The sequence below is a fragment of the Psychrobacillus sp. NPDC096426 genome, assembly GCF_044762745.1.
Classification (GTDB): Bacteria; Bacillota; Bacilli; order Bacillales_A; family Planococcaceae; genus Psychrobacillus.
Genome location: NZ_JBIWEX010000005.1, coordinates 82,016 through 99,048 on the forward strand (window position 1 = coordinate 82,016; position 17,033 = coordinate 99,048).

A 17,033-nucleotide genomic window follows, 5' to 3' on the forward strand; every position below is an offset into this window, starting at 1 on the left:
TGGTGAACTAGCAATTTTTTGGACAACTATAATCACAAAACGCGGTTCTCAGATTTCCATGACCGCGTTTTATTAACCAGATTAACGTAATAATTGAAGTACGCCTTGTAGTTGTTGGTAGGTTGGATTGCCGCTATGTCTTCCGATCATAGTATAGACTATATTTTCACCCTCAAGTGGGACTTGTAAGGACCGGACACTTCGAAAGAGCGATAGACGCCCTAAAGATTTCATCGTCGCGGCTTAAGTTATTAGAATTGTGTGGAAACCTTGGATCTTCTAAGAGACGAGAATTGCAAGGTAGCAACCCATTATCAAAACATTTTTGAGACTCTAACTTTTATCATGAATCGCAAGCTATACTCTCTGAATTGCAAGATCGTAATCTAGAATTGCAAAATACCCTCTCTAAATCGCAAATTCCCTACCCCCCAAAAATAAAAAGACTCCAATTCCTGTTTCAGAAATTGGAGTCGCTTCTACACTATCTATTAAATTTTAAAATGACTTACTTCTGATTGGAGTGTTTCTGCTAAATCTGCTAGAGTTTGCGCATTGGCCGTAATTTCTTCATTAGCCGCAAGTTGTTCTTCAGTAGCTGCACTTGTGTCGTTAGCACCGTCTGTAGCGATAGAAGCTAGATTTTGAACTTGTTGGACACTTTCTGTTACAGAATCAGTCATCGCATGAATTTGCTCAATTGCAGCGGAAACAGATTCCACCTTAAATACTACTTCGCCCACACCATTTTCAATTTCTTTGAACACTTGGATGGACTCCGTTGTTTTCGATAGACCTTCTTCTACTTTTGCTCCACCAGCCGAAATGGCTTTCACAGCCTCACCGGATGCAGATTGGATTAATTGAACCATCGATCCAATTTCGGACGCAGAGTTTTTCGATTGCTCCGCCAGTTTACGCACTTCTTCTGCTACTACTGCGAAGCCTTTTCCGTATTCTCCAGCACGCGCTGCTTCAATTGCCGCATTTAAGGCAAGTAAATTCGTTTGCTCCGAAATATCGGTAATAAGTGACGTGATGGATTGGATTTCATCGGAATGCTTCGCCATACTTTTCATAATTTCGGTTGTTTCATTAAACGTCGTATGTATTGTATCCATTTGGCTTGCAACGTCCGATACAACTGACGATCCCTTAGTTATAAGGTTTTGCACACCATCCGTAGATTGCAGCATCTCTTCGTTGTTTTGCGAAATTTGTCCGATACCTTGTTGTAGTTCTACGATAGATTTCACAGAAGATTCCATATGTCTCATTTGTTCTTCACTTGCGAGCATTTGACCTTCTGCTGATTTTGCGACCATTTGAGTAGATGCTAAACTTTCCTCAGAACTCGCAGAAAGTTCTTCCGCATTCGCAGCAAGTTGCATGGAAGAGTCTCGCACATTCGAGACAATATTTCGAAGATCTGAAGCCATCTTATTAAAAGCAGTTGCCATTGCGCCTACTTCATCTTTGTTTTTAATCTTAATTAATTTCACTGCTAAGTTACCATCTGCAATTTCTGTAAGACCAGCAGTCATTTTTTGAATTGGTTTGGAAATACTTTTACTTATAAAATAAGAAACAAGCACACCAATAATTACACTTAATATAGTCAGGATAATAGTAACAATATTTGCTAGGTGTACATAAGCATCTAAATCTGTTTTTGTCTGATTCGCATTCTGCTGTTGTACATCTTTTAATTCCGCTAAAATACCTAGAATTTCTGTGTTAAGCGCATAAGATGCGGCAGAGTATTGAGCAAAGTTCCCATTTTTTCGTTTCACTTCGATTACTTTATTATTTGATTCAAATAGTTTTACAGTTTGCGTTCGAAGGTCTTCCATTAACTTTAAAGACGCTGGATCAGATATTTTTTCGATAAGGGCTTTTGCGGAAACGGAACCTCTTTCTATTTCACTTTCTAATTTGTCAATCGAGCTTTCTTTTCCGAACATTACATATTCTAATACCGCGGTTGACATATCTTTTTGAATAATCTCAATCTCTGTAACAAGATTCACATTTTCGATGTCATCTTCAATGATGGATTTGTATTTATTTGCAATGTCAGCTGTTGCAAAAATAGATAAACCACTTGCAAGTATTAATAAAATTAATACGGATGCAAATCCAGCCCACATTTTCCTACTAATTGTAAATTTCATGTTATAGCTCCTTTTTCCTAATAATTTCTTAAATTCGATAATTCTATAGTAGCTATTTAATTATACATTTCGAAAGGTATTTTGTCACATTATATACATAAAAATAGCTTTAAATCGCATAGAACGATTCAAAGCCTTAATTAGGTCATTTAGAAAGTTTAAAATGACTTACATTGTTTTGAAGCTTTTCAGCAAGATCTGCTAAGACCTGAGCATTGGATGTAATTTCTTCATTTGCAGCAAGCTGTTCTTCGGTAGCGGCACTAGTATCATTTGCACCAGCTGCAGTATGAGTAGCTAACCGTTGCACTTCAAGCGCACCTTCAGAAACAGATTCAGCCATCGCTTGAATTTGTTCAATTGCTGCAGAAACAGATTCAATTTTGGAACCTACGACCCCCACTGCTGATTCGATTTCCGTAAAGACATGAAGCGATTCAGTCGTTTTCGCCAAACCAGCTTCTACTTTATCGCCACCGACCGTGATCGCTTTTACTGCATCACCTGAAGCTGTTTGTATCATTTGTACCATTTTTTCAATCTCAGATGCGGAGTTTTTCGATTGCTCTGCAAGTTTCCGTACTTCTTCTGCTACAACAGCGAAACCTTTCCCATACTCTCCAGCTCGTGCTGCTTCAATTGCCGCATTTAACGCAAGCAAATTCGTTTGCTCCGAAATATCCGTAATGAGGGCAGTAACCGCTTGAATTTCGTCTGAATGCTTCGCCATATTTTGCATAATAGCCGTTGTATCTTTAAATGTTGTATGAATCGTATTCATTTGACCTGCAACATCCGACACAACAGTCGAACCTTTTTTCACGAGTTTCGTTACATCGTCCGCAGCATGTAACATTTCTTCATTATCAACAGAAATTTGCTCGATTCCTTGCGAAAGTTCACCCATCGAATTCACAGAAGCGTCCATATGACGAACTTGTTGTTCACTAGTAGCCATTTGCTCTTCCGCAGATTTAGCTACCATTTGAGAAGAAGCAAGGCTTTCCTCTGAACTAGCAGAAAGTTCTTCCGCATTCGCTGCAAGCTGCATGGAGGACTCACGTACGCCAGAAACAATCTGTTTGAGATCCGCTGACATCGTATTAAACGCAGTTGCCATTGCCCCAACCTCATCTTTATTTTTAATACGAAGAGGCTCAACCGCTAAGTTCCCCGCAGCTATTTCTGATAGCCCTGCAGTAACCTTTTTAACTGGATTTGCAATACTTTTACTGATAAAATACGCTACAGCTAATCCTAGAAGAATACTTGCTACCTCTATTATTAAAATAAGCAATTTTGCATTAGCTTCGGCATGATTAACTTCCGCTCTTGTCTTTTCCATATCATTTATTAGAAATTGCTCTATATCTTGTAAGATTTTTAGCATATCCACATTCATTGTTTTTGCTTCAGAAGTAAGTTTATTAACAGATGTATCTTTACCCTGTTTAGCAGCAATTACCTCTTCCACCTTCGCTTGATAAACTACACTTTTTCTATTTAGGTTTTCCATTATCGCTAATGTTTCTGGAGAGAATAATTTACTATGCAACTCTTCTCTTAAGCTACTTTCCAATTCCAGATTAGCACTTACACTTTGACGTGAAGTATCTGTATTGAGCAATAAATAATCTAATAAACTACGTCCCGCGTCTTTTTGGGCAATCTCAATTTGTTTCAATAGATCAAGCTTTACAACTCGATCATCCAACAAAAACCGATACTTATCACTATTATTCGAAAGTGTCATAAATGCGACAACGGAAGATACGATTAATAATAGTAATACTGCTGAAAAACCTAGCCACATTTTCTTCGCAATCGTAATTTTCATAATAAACCTTCTCACTTTATTATTTTTCCACACTCACTGCATGAAATCGTTTAAACGACACAAAATGTTCTTTCCAATAAACAGAATCCAAACTAGCGATTTCCACACCTTTTGATCCTGCATGGATAAATTGATCATCACCTATGTAAATCCCCATATGAGAAATGCCTTCTTTATATGTATTCTCGAAAAATACTAAATCTCCAATAACCGGATTAGAAACAGTAGCACTTTGTGTAAAATAACTTTCACTACTTTGACGCGTCATATTCAAACCAGCTTGCATATGTACAAAATGAATAAATCCACTACAATCAAAACCAGCTATCGTATTTCCTGCATATAAATACGGCGTACCTTCTAATAGTTTCGCAAGATCTACTAGCGTACTGTAAACAGCTTGTCCGCTTGCTGAAAGGGCTCTCGCTTCTAGTTCTACAGGTGCAGGAGAAGTTATGAGTGTTTCTGCCTTCACTTGCACTGTTTGCACAACTTTTTCTATTTTTTCCTGTGTAGCAGGTTTTGTTGTTGCTACAGGTTGTGTTACTCTCGTAGGTGTTGTCGCTGTTGCTGGTTTTTGTACAACCAACTTCTGCTTCACATAAATATTATCCTTTGTGAGCTTATTCCACGTTTGCAGATCTTTCACGGAAACTTTATATGCTTTTGCAATCTTCGATAAAGTATCCCCTTTTTTTACTTCGTACAAGGCACTCGTGCTTGCAGCTGCGGTTGATACGAATGAAAACAATAAAACTGTTACTAATAGCACCTTTTTAAACATATAAACACTCCTTCTATTAGACTAGTAATTTTACTATAGCATTTATTTGATATTTTCACACTATTAATTTTGTGAATTTATTGCCTGGGAAATAGAATTTATGAATTTTTACTTCTATGTATTAATTTTTTTCACTTTCATCCGATAATAATAAAAAATATTGTTTACTTAGTTTATTTATAGAAGGTGAAAAACTTGAGAATTCGACATAATATCGCTGCACTAAATACAGCTAATAAACTAAACAAACAGCGCGAAATAAACTCTTAAAATCAATCGTACTGGCGATGATGCCGCAGGACTTGCTATTTCGAGAAGATGCGTGGTCAAATTAGCGGATTAAATATGGCTGGAAAGAATATACAAAATGGGATTTCACTTATTCAAACAGAGGAAGGTGCTATGAATGAAATTCATTCTCTTTTACAACGTGGACGTGAATTATCCGTACAAGCTTCAAATGATACGAATACAAATGAGGATCGAATCCAACTACAATCCGAAGTTAACCAAATAATATATGAGATTAATGGTATTTCCAATCGTACAGAATTTAATACATTAAAAGTGTTAATAGGTGGGGGTACGCTTGGTTCCGGAGTTGCAGTACCAACTAAATATACAATTGAGGAGACTGCCGAAAAACTTTTCAATTATATGCTAGAAAATGCTGAGCAAGTGGTACTCCAAGGATATGGACTCGCTACTCCATCCATACAAGATGTAACTTTTCAATTTACATACGATGGACAAGGAGGACGAGTTGCTTGGGTTACCGGTAGCACAAATGGAATTGATGTAGGCTTATCCCTTACTATTGACCAAGATGACTTAAAAAATGATTTATGGATTTCTCAAGATCGGATCATTGCACATGAAATGGTCCATGCAGCTATGTTTACACCTCAAATCGGCTTTGGAAATGGTGTTCCCAGTTGGTTTATGGAAGGAACTGCAGAGTATTTAGCCGGTGGAGATGAAAGACTTCAATCTAGTTTAAGTAGACTTGGTAATCCTCAGAATGTGGTAAATCAATTACATTCTAGTGGTTCTGATTTCTATTCCGCCAGCTATGCCGCTACAAAATATTTAGATAAGACGCTTGCCGATAATGGTACCAATATGAAATCTTTAATGACAGATCTTCAAAGTACAAAAAATTTAAACCAATCATTGAAAATGTTACAGGAAATAGTATAGATCTCGCATCCTTTGAAGCTGATTTCCGCTTGAACGGGTCTAGTTTCATCAATTCAATGACATTAGGTCTAGCAGGTCAAGGTAGTATTTTAGGTAGTAGTATCAATTCAATCCTTGCTAACAATGCAAATGAAATTAATGACTCTACTAATCTACTTTTTAACTATTTGTATAATGAAGAGGTTGACTACTTCGATGGTGAAGTAATTATACAGGTTAGCGCAAATAGTAACCAAAATGTAAAACTGAATTTATCTCATTACAGCAGATTCGCTCGGTGTCGTGTCGGTTCAGTAAATATAACATCTAATATGAATGCTAACTCTGCCATTTCTTCATTTGATAATGGGATTAAAACCCTTTCAACAGAACGTTCCAAACTAGGAGCAATACAAAATCAATTAGAGCATGCATATGAGATGACCATGAATACCTCTGAAAATCTCCGAGCTGCAGAGTCAATAATTCGTGATACAGACATGGCTAAAGAGATGATGGAATTCACCAAATCCAATATTCTTATGCAGGCCGCACAATCTATGCTTTTACAAGCAAATCAACAGCCACAGGGAGTATTACAGTTATTAGCATAATAAAACACCGACTTTCATTGAGGAGAAATGGACTAACCTAAAATAGTGAGACAATATAAAACACCTTCGGTAATGGTACACTTAAAACAAGTACTTAAATCGGAGGTGTTTTTGCATGGGCAAAAACGTGTATACAAGTGAGATTAAATGGGCAGTCGTGAAAGAAAAAATGATTGGTCAGTTAACGATGAAAGAAATTATGGAGAAATACGGAATTAAGAATAAATCTCAAATTGAAACATGGATGAGATAGTATAGAGCGAATGAAATTCATCGTTTTGACCAACCGATTGGGAAACAATATACGTTTGGGCATGGACCTGATTTTAAGAGTGAAGAAGAGAAGAAAGATACGCAGATGAACCATTTACAAATGGAGAATGAGATTCTAAAAAAGTATTTGGAAATGGTAAAGGAGTTGAAAAACAAGTAGTTCTCCAAATCGTGGATAAATTTCGGAAAAAGTATACAGTAAGTGCCATTTTATCAGCTTTGGAAGTACCCCGTTCTAACTTTTATCGTTGGTTAGCTGAAGGTGTTGAGAAGGTTCTAACTTTAGCAGAAGAAGCAATCATCGACCTATGTAAGAAAACGAAATACCGCAATGGTCATCGTAAAATAAAGGCGTTATTGAAAAGAGATTATGGAATTAAATTAGACCGGAATACCGTTCAGAAAACCATGCAAAAGTTTCATCTTCAATGCAAAGTAAAGCAAAAAAGAAAATGGACATCTCAAGGTGAGTCAGTAGTAATTGCCCCTAATGTATTGATCGTAACTTTACAGCTAGTAAACCGAACGAAAAGTGGGTAACAGATATTACATATATTCAATATGGTAGTGTCACTTTATATCTTTCGACGATTATGGATTTGTATAACAATGAAATTGTCACTTATAAGCTTTATAACCATCAACAGACTCCCTTAGTCATGGATACGTTGCGTGATGCGTTAATAGCTCGCGGGAATCCCCAAGGAGTAATTGTCCATTCTGATCAAGGAAGTGTCTATACATCGTATGCGTATCAAGATGCCTTAAAGGGAAATCATTTAGTTCGTAGTATGTCCAGACGTGGAAACTGTTGGGATAATGCGGTTATTGAATCCTTTCATTCTAGTTTAAAAGCAGAAGAATTTGATTTAACCAAGTTTAATTCATTAAGCAACGTCAGTGTTGTGCAAAGAATTCATGAGTATATTCGTCATTACAATGGAGAGCGTATCCAAGAAAAATTAGGCTACCTAACGCCAAAAGAATTTGGCATTGCGGCAGCCTAAATAGGTGTTTTATATGTGTCTCATATCGCTAGGTCAGTTCAAAAGTCGGTGTTTTTCATTTCTTATTGTCAAAATACATACCATCCATCGTTTGGGTTGCAGCATAAGGATTCGTATAGGAACTCTCATGTCGTTTCTTCTGTTGAAGTGACTTAATATCGGTTTTTATTAAAGTCATAACTTTTTCTAATTCTTTTATTATACCTTGATCCAACTTTAAAAGAGTTTCATATAAATCATATTCCTTTAAACTCAATGGTGACTTAACATTTATTTCTTCGATACATTGTTCTCTAACATCTAATAGTATATTTATTTGTTCAATAAATTCATCTCGCTTATCTTCTGTCGGGGTATTGATCAGATGGTTATAAAGTTTTTCAGAAGCAGTGAGGAAGTTCTCTACTTCTCCCATTATGCTTGATCTCCAGTGAATTGCTTTTGGCGATTAAGCTGAATGACTTGTTTCCATGTATCTCGAAATTCAAGCGCGTAGCTTTCTACTTCTTCAATGATTTTTACATCGTTTTGTATATTAGCTTCTATTAGACGATGATTCATATACTCATACATTTGCATCATAGATTTAGAAATTTCAATATTCATGTTAAGTGTGACCATAAGTTCTTGAATAATTTTCTGGGCCTTTTGTAGATTAACGTTCTTTTCTTGAATGTTTTTATCGGTGATCGCGATTTTTGCTTTTCCTAAAAATTTCAAACATCCATTATAAAGCATTAACGTTAATTCCCCAGGCGATGCTGTACTCACACTATTATTTTTATATGCTTGGTGGACCGATTGTGCTGACAATCTGATACAACTCCTTCTTTATTAAATCCAAATAAACTAATCATTAACCGCCATTAAATTGTCCCATTAAGAATGAGGACTGCTGGTTAGCTTGAGAGATTGCTTTTTCCATGGCAGTAAATTGTCTCCAATAGCGAGATTCTATATCCTCTAGACGTCGTTGGAAATTGGTTATACGATTATTCATATCTATTAAACTTTTACCAATTGTATATTGTTGATCAGTAAAAGTCGCTTTTCCGGCTTTCTTTTCAATTTTTCCAGTAAAATCTTTGATAGAATCACGAAGTCTTTGTACTATACCACGAGTGTCTTCCCCAGTGGTTTTAGTTCCCGAATTAGTTAACGTTTTTACGACTTGATCTGGATTTTCAGTTAAAGCTTTTTTCAATTTATCTTCATCAATTACTAATTTACCACCATCTGAATAAATGCTGGATGTAGTAATCCCCATTTCAGCTAATGTGTCAATGATGTTAGCTCCGTTACCGACTTTGCCATAAATAGCATTCCGCATATGCCCAAGGCCACTACTAATAATCGCATCATTTTTCAGCAGACCACTTTTCGCTTTTTCATCCCAAAGTTCTTGCTCTTTTTCAGACATATCTTTACGCTGTTCATCTGTTAAAGGGGGAAAATCTCGGTATTTCTTTTCTTTTAACGAATCATTCATACCAGAGATTAGTTCGTTATATTTTTCAACGAATTCTTTTACTTTGTCCACCATCGAATCGATGTCTGTATCTGCTTTTAATTGAACAGGTGCAACGGTATTGCTATTGCTATCTATATTAAATGTTGATTTAAGTGTAACACTGTATCCTGAAATTGCGAAAGTATTGGAAGGACGTTCTGTTTCAAGCCCATTTACACTAAATTTTGCATTTTGACCAGCAGTTAAGTTATTGAAATTAACCCCCAGTTTTGCAAACACACCATTTGTATCCTCTGTAACTTGAATTTCTGCACCATCTTTGTTATCACCTGTGTTTTTAGCAGTGATAGAAATCTTACCGCCTTCAAATAAAGCTGTAACACCTGCATTACTACTATTAATTCGAGATACTACTTGGTCAATCGTATCAGTCGATTTGATATCAATTTTTACAGCATCCGACATAGTACCGTCAGCTTTAATAGATTTCAGTGAAATAGAAGTATCAGCAGCTATTCCAAGTTCACTCATTTTCGAACTACCCGTGGCAGTAGTATTAGCTGTTGTTTTAACTTCACTACCAACAGCTCTTGCAGCAGTAGCCAATTGTGTAACTTTTTCAATAGATAAAGTACCTGTCGCGCTTGAGTTTGCAGTAGCACTCAGTAAATCTGAATTGGTATTTGATACTGTCTTTTTATTAAAATTACTAGACAAAGAAAAATTATTAAATAAGTAATCATCAAAAGTTTTTAACTTCGTATTCACCGAACGAAATGCATCGCGCTGCCATTCGTATGTTGTTTTCTTTGCTGTTAATTTATCAAGCGGAATTCGCTCAGCTTTCATCAAATCTGCAACGATGGAATCGATATCCATACCAGATGCCAATCCACCTACTCTTAATCCTGCCATCTATATTACCTCCTAGATTTTTTCGTCTATAATCATTCCTAAAAACTTTTGCATAGTGTAAAAAGCATCTAATAATTTACGTGGCGGTACCTCACGAATAACCTCTTCTGTTTCTGCATCTACAACTTCCACATAATAACGCTCCAAACCATCGTGCATGATAAATTTAGAATTTCTATTTTGAACCGTCATAAATTCATTTAAAGCGTCTACTGCTTTTTGTACTTTTTCTTTAGGAATAGCTTCAGTTATATTTGCTTGTTGTTCAGCTTGCATTATTTGATTTAGAGAATTCTCTGTCATACTTGCGTTTGCTACTTCTTCAACTGCTTCTTTTCTTGGCTGAGAAGCAACTGCAATATCATTTGATTGTGCCTGAGTCGAAATACGCATCTTAGGCATCCCCCTATTCTCACAATGTCCTTACTAACACTATCGGCATTTTTTTAGAAGTTTTCAGTTTCTAGCAAAATTTTCATCTAATCGGTCGATAATAAAAATGTAAGCGAAAATATTCACATGGAGGTGAATGAATTGAAAATACAAAACCAGGCATGGATAGCCTTTTCTACGAATCGATATCAAAAAAATGAGTCAGCAATTACAAAAACACTTGAAAAACTTTCTGGTGGAGACAAGTTAACTCGTGCAGCAGATAATGCAGCCGGATTATCTATTTCAGAAACAATGCGCGGACAAATTCGTGGACTCGCTCGGGCACAGCAAAACATGCAGGATGGACTATCCGTTTTAGAAACTACAGATGCGGGTCTCCAACATGTGAGCGGCGTTCTACAACGAGTTCGTGAACTAGCGGTTCAAACTTCAACAGACACAGTTACAAATGAAGATCGCGAAGCAGCACAAAAAGAATTAGATCAGTTATTACAATCCATCGATGACACAGCGGATAAAATGGAATTTAACACGCAAAATGTTCTAGGTGACGTGCGACCACTATACATACATGTAGGAGCAAACGCTGGACAAACGCTTCGAATCGATACTGTTAATGTGAGCACTGCCTCTCTAGGAATTGAGATTGCTAAACTATCCACTAGAGAAGAAGCCGAAGACCTTATTACAAAGGTAGATAATGCCCAATTAATTATCTCCAAACATTTAGCAAATACCGGTTCCGATTATGAAGCATTATCACACCATAAAGATAATGTTTCTAATATTGAAATTAGCCTTCAAAAATCAGAATCCCTTATTCGTGATCCTGATATGGCGGTTGAAATGATGGAGTTTGTGAAGCAAGGTATTCGTCAGAAAGGTGATGAGTTGCTGATAAAGCAGACGAATCAGAATGTTAGTGATGTACTGAAGTTGTTTCAGTAATATATAAAACACCAGTTTACTAAAAGGCCTTAGTGGACTAACCTAAAATAGTGAGACAATATAAAACACCTTCGGTAATGGTACACTTAAAACAAGTACTTAAATCGGAGGTGTTTTTGCATGGGCAAAAACGTGTATACAAGTGAGATTAAATGGGCAGTCGTGAAAGAAAAAATGATTGGTCAGTTAACGACGAAAGAAATTATGGAGAAATACGGAATTAAGAATAAATCTCAAATTGAAACATGGATGAGATGGTATAGAGCGAATGAAATTCATCGTTTTGACCAACCGATTGGGAAACAATATACGTTTGGGCATGGACCTGATTTTAAGAGTGAAGAAGAGAAGAAAGATATGCAGATGAACCATTTACAAATGGAGAATGAGATTCTAAAAAAGTATTTGGAAATGGTAAAGGAGTTGAAAAACAAGTAGTTCTCCAAATCGTGGATAAATTTCGGAAAAAGTATACAGTAAGTGCCATTTTATCAGCTTTGGAAGTACCCCGTTCTAACTTTTATCGTTGGTTAGCTGAAGGTGTTGAGAAGGTTCTAACTTTAGCAGAAGAAGCAATCATCGACCTATGTAAGAAAACGAAATACCGCAATGGTCATCGTAAAATAAAGGCGTTATTGAAAAGAGATTATGGAATTAAATTAGACCGGAATACCGTTCAGAAAACCATGCAAAAGTTTCATCTTCAATGCTGTAAACGCTAAACTAGAGTTAACAGTTTTCCACAACTAGAAATCAACAGAATTCCACAAATAAGATTAAACAGTTCCCCAATAATCTATTCACTTTCAATATACTAATAGTAGTCTATTGCAGGTGAGGAATTAGGAGTGAACAGATTCATGAATTATGTCGAAATCCATCGATTATATAATGAGGGATTCTCAAAAAGTGCAATTGCTAAAAAATTAAAAGTATCACGGAATATGGTTATTGATTATTTGAATATGACAACGGAAGAATTTGAAGAGCTTCTTAGTTCTTTACGAACTAGAGAGAAGAAATTAGATCGATTTCAAGATCAAATACTTGAATGGTTACGTGAACATCCTGATTTATCAGCGGCACAAATTTATGATTGGTTGGAGGAAAAATTCAACTTTAAAGAGGTTGCAGAAAATACAGTTCGTAATTACCTGAATGAAATGAGGGATCGCTATCAAATTCCAAAAGTAATAACTCAACGTACATATGCTACTGTGCCAGAGCTTCCAATGGGGAAACAAGCTCAAGTCGACTTTGGTCAAACCATTGTGAAGAATATAGATGGTCAAAATAAGCGGCTATACTTCATTGCTGTTATACTTTCACATTCAAGGTTTAAATATGTAGAGTGGTTAGAACGCCCATTTCGGACAGCAGATGTTATACGAATGCATGAGAACGCATTTCATTATTTTGAGGGAATGCCCGAAGAAATCGTTTATGACCAAGATGCTTTACTGGCGGTAAGTGAGAATGCAGGTGATCTGATCCTCGTATCTAGTATAACAAGAAGTATTCAAAAGGACAACGTCATACGTTACAACGGAAATCGTTATAGTGTACCAAAAGGTACATTCAGATCAGACGCACCAAATATAGCATACGTTCAAGAGGATGAGGGATGGTTAATCATTCGATTGAAGCAAACTGGCTCCATATTAGCAAAACATAGAATTTCGAGTGAAAGAGGTCTGGTTATTTCCGACCCTGTTCATCGAGAGACAAGTACATCAAAACGAGAATTATTAATCCAACAGCTCGAGGATGTATTTCTGGAAAGGGAAAATATTCAGTGGTTAATAGAAGCATTAAAGGAGCGATACCCTCGCCATTTAAATGACCAATTAAAAGTACTTCTACAAACGATAAAGACTTATCCGAATCATTGTGAACAGGCACTAAAAGAAATAAGAAAGCTTAAAATGACAAGTGCAAATGATTTTCGCGATATTGCACATTCACTGTCAATACGAAGTCAAAAAGACTCCCCAGCAGCGATCCAACCGAATCCAAAATACAGAGATTTGATTGCGCCAGAACGATCCCAAGATATTTATTTAAAAATCTTATCTGGAGGGAGAAGTTAATTATGACACATCCATTTGAAATCCTACAAGACAAATGTCGAGCCTTACGTCTCGCTGAGACGGCCAAAGAATTACCAAACTTAATGCGAGAAGCCGAAGCCAAAAACTGGACTTACCATGAATTCATTCATGAAATTTTAAGCTACGAAATGAGTTGTAGGGAGCAAAAGAACAACGAAAGATTGATGAAATGGGCTGAGTTTCCTGAGAAGCTGACATTTGAAGAATATGATTTGAAAGAACAATCGGCAATTGGAGAAAAGCAACTCAATGTATTGAAAGAGTTGAATTGGATTGAGGAGTATTTCACTTTAATAATGATGGGCCCGACGGGCGCGGGTAAAACGCATCTGTCAATAGCCTTAGGAATACATGCGGTAGAAAAAGGATATCAAGTATCCTTCATCTCCATGAGCCAGCTCATGTATATCTTAAAAACAAAAGAATATACCAGTAAGTCAAAGACACGTTATAAGCGTATCGCCACATCTGATTTAATTATTATAGATGATGTGATGTACATGGCGTATGAAGCTCAGGAAGCTAACTTATTCTTTCAGTTTATCTATGATTTATACGATAAAGCAGCATTTATTTTAACTTCAAATAAAGGACCAGGAGAGTGGGAAAAGTTTTTAGGAGACCCCACTCTCACAACCGCAATATTAGATCGATTACTCCATCGTAGTGAAATTATCACCTTTGATAAGGAGGCTGATAGTATTCGAATGAAATATAGAAAGGCTTTGTTTCAAAATCTAACTGTTGAATCTTAATTGGTGAAAACTGTTGAAACTTATTTGTGAAAAACTGTTTAATTCTACTTGACGGTTACAATGCAAAGTAAAACAAAAAAGAAAATGGAAATCTCAAGGTGAGTCAGTAGTAATTGCCCCTAATGTATTGATCGTAACTTTACAGCTAGTAAACCGAACGAAAAGTGGGTAACAGATATTACATATATTCAATATGGTAGTGTCACTTTATATCTTTCGACGATCATGGATTTGTATAACAATGAAATTGTCACTTATAAGCTTTATAACCATCAACAGACTCCCTTAGTCATGGATACGTTGCGTGATGCGTTAATAGCTCGCGGGAATCCCCAAGGAGTAATTGTCCATTCTGATCAAGGAAGTGTCTATACATCGTATGCGTATCAAGATGCCTTAAAGGGAAATCATTTAGTTCGTAGTATGTCCAGACGTGGAAACTGTTGGGATAATGCGGTTATTGAATCCTTTCATTCTAGTTTAAAAGCAGAAGAATTTGATTTAACCAAGTTTAATTCATTAAGCAACGTCAGTGTTGTGCAAAGAATTCATGAGTATATTCATCATTACAATGAAGAGCGTATCCAAGAAAAATTAGGCTACCTAACGCCAAAAGAATTTGGCATTGCGGCAGCCTAAATAGGTGTTTTATATGTGTCTCATATCGCTAGGTCAGTTCATTAGTGGACTGGTGTTTTTATTTTTCTAAAAATAGTCCTGCCTAATTGTAAAGTCAAAACGGTTTTTTATTATTACGAACTTTGAAACTGAAATAAATGACTCCAAATATCTATAATAAATACTAATATTTTTTACGCTTTTACTCGATAATCTGGATTTGTTTGATCCCAACCATCAAATGCGTTCTCATATAGAGAGAGTTGACATCCCATGTCTTCTCTTTTTATGGTACTTTAATCTCATGGAAAAAAATACGACTCAACTACAAGAAACAATTGAAGAACTCGCAGCGAAAAATGCGGATTAGAAAAACAAAAAGAAGTCCTAGAGGCAAAAATTAAATGGTTGGAAGAACAGTTCCGACTTAGCCAACAAGAAATCTGGGGCTCCCAGTGAAAAATCAAATCCAAATCAACTCGAACTTCTCCTTTTTTAATGAAGCTGAACTATCAGTGAATGAAAAGGTCGAAGAACCCACACTTGAATCGATTACTTACCAACGAAAAAAGTATGTCGGACAACGAAATGCTAAACTTGAAAACTTGCCTACGGAAACGATCCATTATCGTTTATCCAATGAAGCACAGGTTTGTTTGTGTTGCGGTGAAACCGTTCATCAAATGAGACAGAAACAAGACGCGAATTATAAATCGTTTCCGCTCAAGTGACAGTCATTGAACATGTTCAACATATTTACAGTTGCCGTCAATGTGAAAAGGAAGGTATAGAAACGCCAATTATTACAGCTAAAATGCCTGCGGCAGTTTTTCCAAAAAGTCTCGCTTCGCCTTCTTCAATGGCATATATAATGAATCAAAAATACGTAGAAGGGATGCCATTGTACCGAATTGAAAAACAATTTGAACGGCTTGGTGTCTTTCTATCACGCCAAACAATTGCCAACTGTAATATATGGTGCAACGAAGTGGCTCTCACCGCTTTACAATCGCTTGAACGAGTTACTACTTCAACTTGATCGTCTGCACGCAGAGTAAACAACTGTTCAAGTTTTAGCAGAACCCGGAAAAGCAGTAAATTTCAAATCCTATATGTGGTTGTACCGTTCTAGTCGAGATGTAGCGCCGATTGCTTTTATGATTATCAAACTTTGCGCCACAGTAAGCACCCGAAGCTATGCGGGATACCATGATTTGAAGGACGTAGAGTTGGTTGGTTGTTGGGCACATGCTAGAAGAAAAAATGACGAAATGCTTAAATCGTTACCTACCAATATAGAAAAATCTACGACTCTCGCGGCTGAAGGTCTTCAATTCTGTACGCAATTATTTAAAATTAAAAAACAGATAGAAGAGGAATATGAAAATTGTAGCCCAGAACAAAGGAAAGAACAACGTCAAAAACGCAGTCAGCCCGTGTTGGATGCTTATTTAGCATAGCTAAAATCCAAACGTCCTCAAGTTCCACCTAAAAGCAAATTAGGTGACGCCATCAATTATAGTTTAAACCAATGGACAAAGCTCATTGCCTTTATGGAAGACGGGCGACTTGAACTCGATAATAACAGAGCAGAGCGCTCCATTAAACCATCCGTGATGGGTAGAAAAGCATGGCTATTTGCCCAATCAATGAAGGGTGCAACTACCAGTGCCATCATCTATAGCATTGTCGAAACCGCCAAAGAGAATCAATTAAATCCATTGAACTATTTAACCTATCTCTTTGAACACTTACCAAAAATTTACTTAGATGATCAGGAAGACTCGATCAGTTCCTTCCGTGGTCAAAGACCATTTCAAAAGAATGCCGCATCCCCGCTAAAGTTAAATAAAGAATACACTAATGCCCACCTGAAAAACTAGGTGGGCATTATTTGACGCTTACATTCCTTCCAACTTAACAAAAATTTAGCTTTTCACTGGTAGGCTAT

The 17,033-nt window shown here is 36.6% G+C and carries 21 protein-coding genes and 1 pseudogene; 15 read left to right on the top strand and 7 right to left on the bottom strand.

The window, feature by feature from the left end; translation table 11 throughout:
* Window positions 1–491: 491 nt before the first annotated feature.
* The 3 genes from ACIQYS_RS05945 to ACIQYS_RS05955 form a co-directional block, all read right to left on the bottom strand.
* Window positions 492–2,174, bottom strand: a complete 1,683-nt coding sequence (locus ACIQYS_RS05945; RefSeq protein ID WP_402976145.1) for a methyl-accepting chemotaxis protein — start codon at window positions 2,172–2,174, stop codon at window positions 492–494.
* A gap of 145 nt (window positions 2,175–2,319) precedes the next feature.
* On the bottom strand, window positions 2,320–4,011 hold the full coding sequence (locus tag ACIQYS_RS05950) for a methyl-accepting chemotaxis protein (RefSeq protein WP_402976147.1): 1,692 nt from the start codon (window positions 4,009–4,011) through the stop codon (window positions 2,320–2,322).
* Window positions 4,012–4,030: 19 nt separating this feature from the next.
* A complete protein-coding gene (locus ACIQYS_RS05955; protein WP_402976151.1) occupies window positions 4,031–4,795 on the bottom strand; it encodes a C40 family peptidase in 765 nt (254 codons plus the stop codon).
* Between the two features lie 345 nt (window positions 4,796–5,140).
* Between ACIQYS_RS05955 and ACIQYS_RS05960 the strand changes: the two genes are divergently transcribed.
* The 5 genes from ACIQYS_RS05960 to ACIQYS_RS05980 all read left to right on the top strand — a co-directional run bounded on the left by ACIQYS_RS05960 (window position 5,141) and on the right by ACIQYS_RS05980 (window position 7,868).
* A complete protein-coding gene (locus ACIQYS_RS05960; protein ID WP_402976154.1) occupies window positions 5,141–5,995 on the top strand; it encodes a flagellin N-terminal helical domain-containing protein in 855 nt (284 codons plus the stop codon).
* 29 nt (window positions 5,996–6,024) lie between these two features.
* Window positions 6,025–6,588 (top strand): flagellin, encoded by a 564-nt coding sequence (locus ACIQYS_RS05965; protein WP_402976156.1) that lies wholly within the window; start codon window positions 6,025–6,027, stop codon window positions 6,586–6,588.
* A 115-nt stretch (window positions 6,589–6,703) separates the two neighbouring features.
* Window positions 6,704–6,841, top strand: coding sequence for a hypothetical protein (locus tag ACIQYS_RS05970; RefSeq protein WP_402976158.1), 138 nt, complete (start codon window positions 6,704–6,706; stop codon window positions 6,839–6,841).
* A 191-nt stretch (window positions 6,842–7,032) separates the two neighbouring features.
* Window positions 7,033–7,401: a helix-turn-helix domain-containing protein gene (locus ACIQYS_RS05975; protein ID WP_402976160.1), complete on the top strand. Its 369-nt coding sequence runs from the start codon at window positions 7,033–7,035 to the stop codon at window positions 7,399–7,401.
* 14 nt (window positions 7,402–7,415) lie between these two features.
* Window positions 7,416–7,868, top strand: coding sequence for an IS3 family transposase (locus tag ACIQYS_RS05980; RefSeq protein ID WP_402976393.1), 453 nt, complete (start codon window positions 7,416–7,418; stop codon window positions 7,866–7,868).
* A 55-nt stretch (window positions 7,869–7,923) separates the two neighbouring features.
* Here ACIQYS_RS05980 and fliT read toward each other — a convergent pair whose 3' ends face one another.
* Genes fliT through ACIQYS_RS06000 form a run of 4 tightly spaced genes read right to left on the bottom strand, consistent with a single transcriptional unit; the run spans window position 7,924 to window position 10,647 of the window.
* Complete coding sequence (gene fliT, locus ACIQYS_RS05985) at window positions 7,924–8,283, bottom strand: flagellar protein FliT (protein ID WP_402976162.1); 360 nt, start codon at window positions 8,281–8,283, stop codon at window positions 7,924–7,926.
* Window positions 8,283–8,681 carry a flagellar export chaperone FliS gene (gene fliS / locus ACIQYS_RS05990; protein ID WP_402976164.1) on the bottom strand — a complete coding sequence of 133 codons (399 nt, stop codon included), beginning with the start codon at window positions 8,679–8,681 and terminating at the stop codon, window positions 8,283–8,285. The genes fliT and fliS overlap by 1 nt, the downstream gene beginning before the upstream one ends.
* Window positions 8,682–8,724: 43 nt before the next feature.
* Window positions 8,725–10,254, bottom strand: coding sequence for a flagellar hook-associated protein 2 (locus ACIQYS_RS05995; RefSeq protein ID WP_402976166.1), 1,530 nt, complete (start codon window positions 10,252–10,254; stop codon window positions 8,725–8,727).
* 12 nt (window positions 10,255–10,266) lie between these two features.
* Complete coding sequence (locus ACIQYS_RS06000) at window positions 10,267–10,647, bottom strand: flagellar protein FlaG (RefSeq protein WP_402976168.1); 381 nt, start codon at window positions 10,645–10,647, stop codon at window positions 10,267–10,269.
* Window positions 10,648–10,779: 132 nt separating this feature from the next.
* On the opposite strand from ACIQYS_RS06000, the gene ACIQYS_RS06005 reads away from it, so the two are divergent.
* The 10 genes and pseudogenes from ACIQYS_RS06005 to ACIQYS_RS06050 all read left to right on the top strand — a co-directional run bounded on the left by ACIQYS_RS06005 (window position 10,780) and on the right by ACIQYS_RS06050 (window position 16,965).
* Complete coding sequence (locus ACIQYS_RS06005) at window positions 10,780–11,598, top strand: flagellin N-terminal helical domain-containing protein (protein WP_402976396.1); 819 nt, start codon at window positions 10,780–10,782, stop codon at window positions 11,596–11,598.
* 120 nt (window positions 11,599–11,718) lie between these two features.
* Entirely contained in the window at window positions 11,719–12,036 is a 318-nt protein-coding gene (locus tag ACIQYS_RS06010) for a transposase (RefSeq protein ID WP_402976170.1), read from the top strand.
* A gap of 11 nt (window positions 12,037–12,047) precedes the next feature.
* A complete protein-coding gene (locus ACIQYS_RS06015) occupies window positions 12,048–12,320 on the top strand; it encodes a helix-turn-helix domain-containing protein (RefSeq protein ID WP_402976172.1) in 273 nt (90 codons plus the stop codon).
* A 138-nt stretch (window positions 12,321–12,458) separates the two neighbouring features.
* Window positions 12,459–13,688 carry an IS21 family transposase gene (locus tag ACIQYS_RS06020; protein WP_402976174.1) on the top strand — a complete coding sequence of 410 codons (1,230 nt, stop codon included), beginning with the start codon at window positions 12,459–12,461 and terminating at the stop codon, window positions 13,686–13,688.
* 2 nt (window positions 13,689–13,690) lie between these two features.
* Window positions 13,691–14,464 carry an IS21-like element helper ATPase IstB gene (istB, locus tag ACIQYS_RS06025; protein ID WP_402976176.1) on the top strand — a complete coding sequence of 258 codons (774 nt, stop codon included), beginning with the start codon at window positions 13,691–13,693 and terminating at the stop codon, window positions 14,462–14,464.
* Window positions 14,465–14,590: 126 nt separating this feature from the next.
* Window positions 14,591–15,103: an IS3 family transposase gene (locus ACIQYS_RS06030; protein ID WP_402976399.1), complete on the top strand. Its 513-nt coding sequence runs from the start codon at window positions 14,591–14,593 to the stop codon at window positions 15,101–15,103.
* Window positions 15,104–15,537: 434 nt separating this feature from the next.
* Window positions 15,538–15,813, top strand: a complete 276-nt coding sequence (locus ACIQYS_RS06035; protein WP_402976178.1) for a hypothetical protein — start codon at window positions 15,538–15,540, stop codon at window positions 15,811–15,813.
* Window positions 15,810–16,121, top strand: coding sequence for an IS66 family transposase (locus ACIQYS_RS06040; protein WP_402976180.1), 312 nt, complete (start codon window positions 15,810–15,812; stop codon window positions 16,119–16,121). The genes ACIQYS_RS06035 and ACIQYS_RS06040 overlap by 4 nt, the downstream gene beginning before the upstream one ends.
* A 73-nt stretch (window positions 16,122–16,194) precedes the next feature.
* Window positions 16,195–16,686: pseudogene (locus tag ACIQYS_RS06045) on the top strand (IS66 family transposase); the annotation flags it as partial.
* A 45-nt stretch (window positions 16,687–16,731) separates the two neighbouring features.
* Window positions 16,732–16,965: a transposase domain-containing protein gene (locus ACIQYS_RS06050; RefSeq protein ID WP_402976402.1), complete on the top strand. Its 234-nt coding sequence runs from the start codon at window positions 16,732–16,734 to the stop codon at window positions 16,963–16,965.
* The last annotated feature ends 68 nt before the right edge of the window (window positions 16,966–17,033 follow it).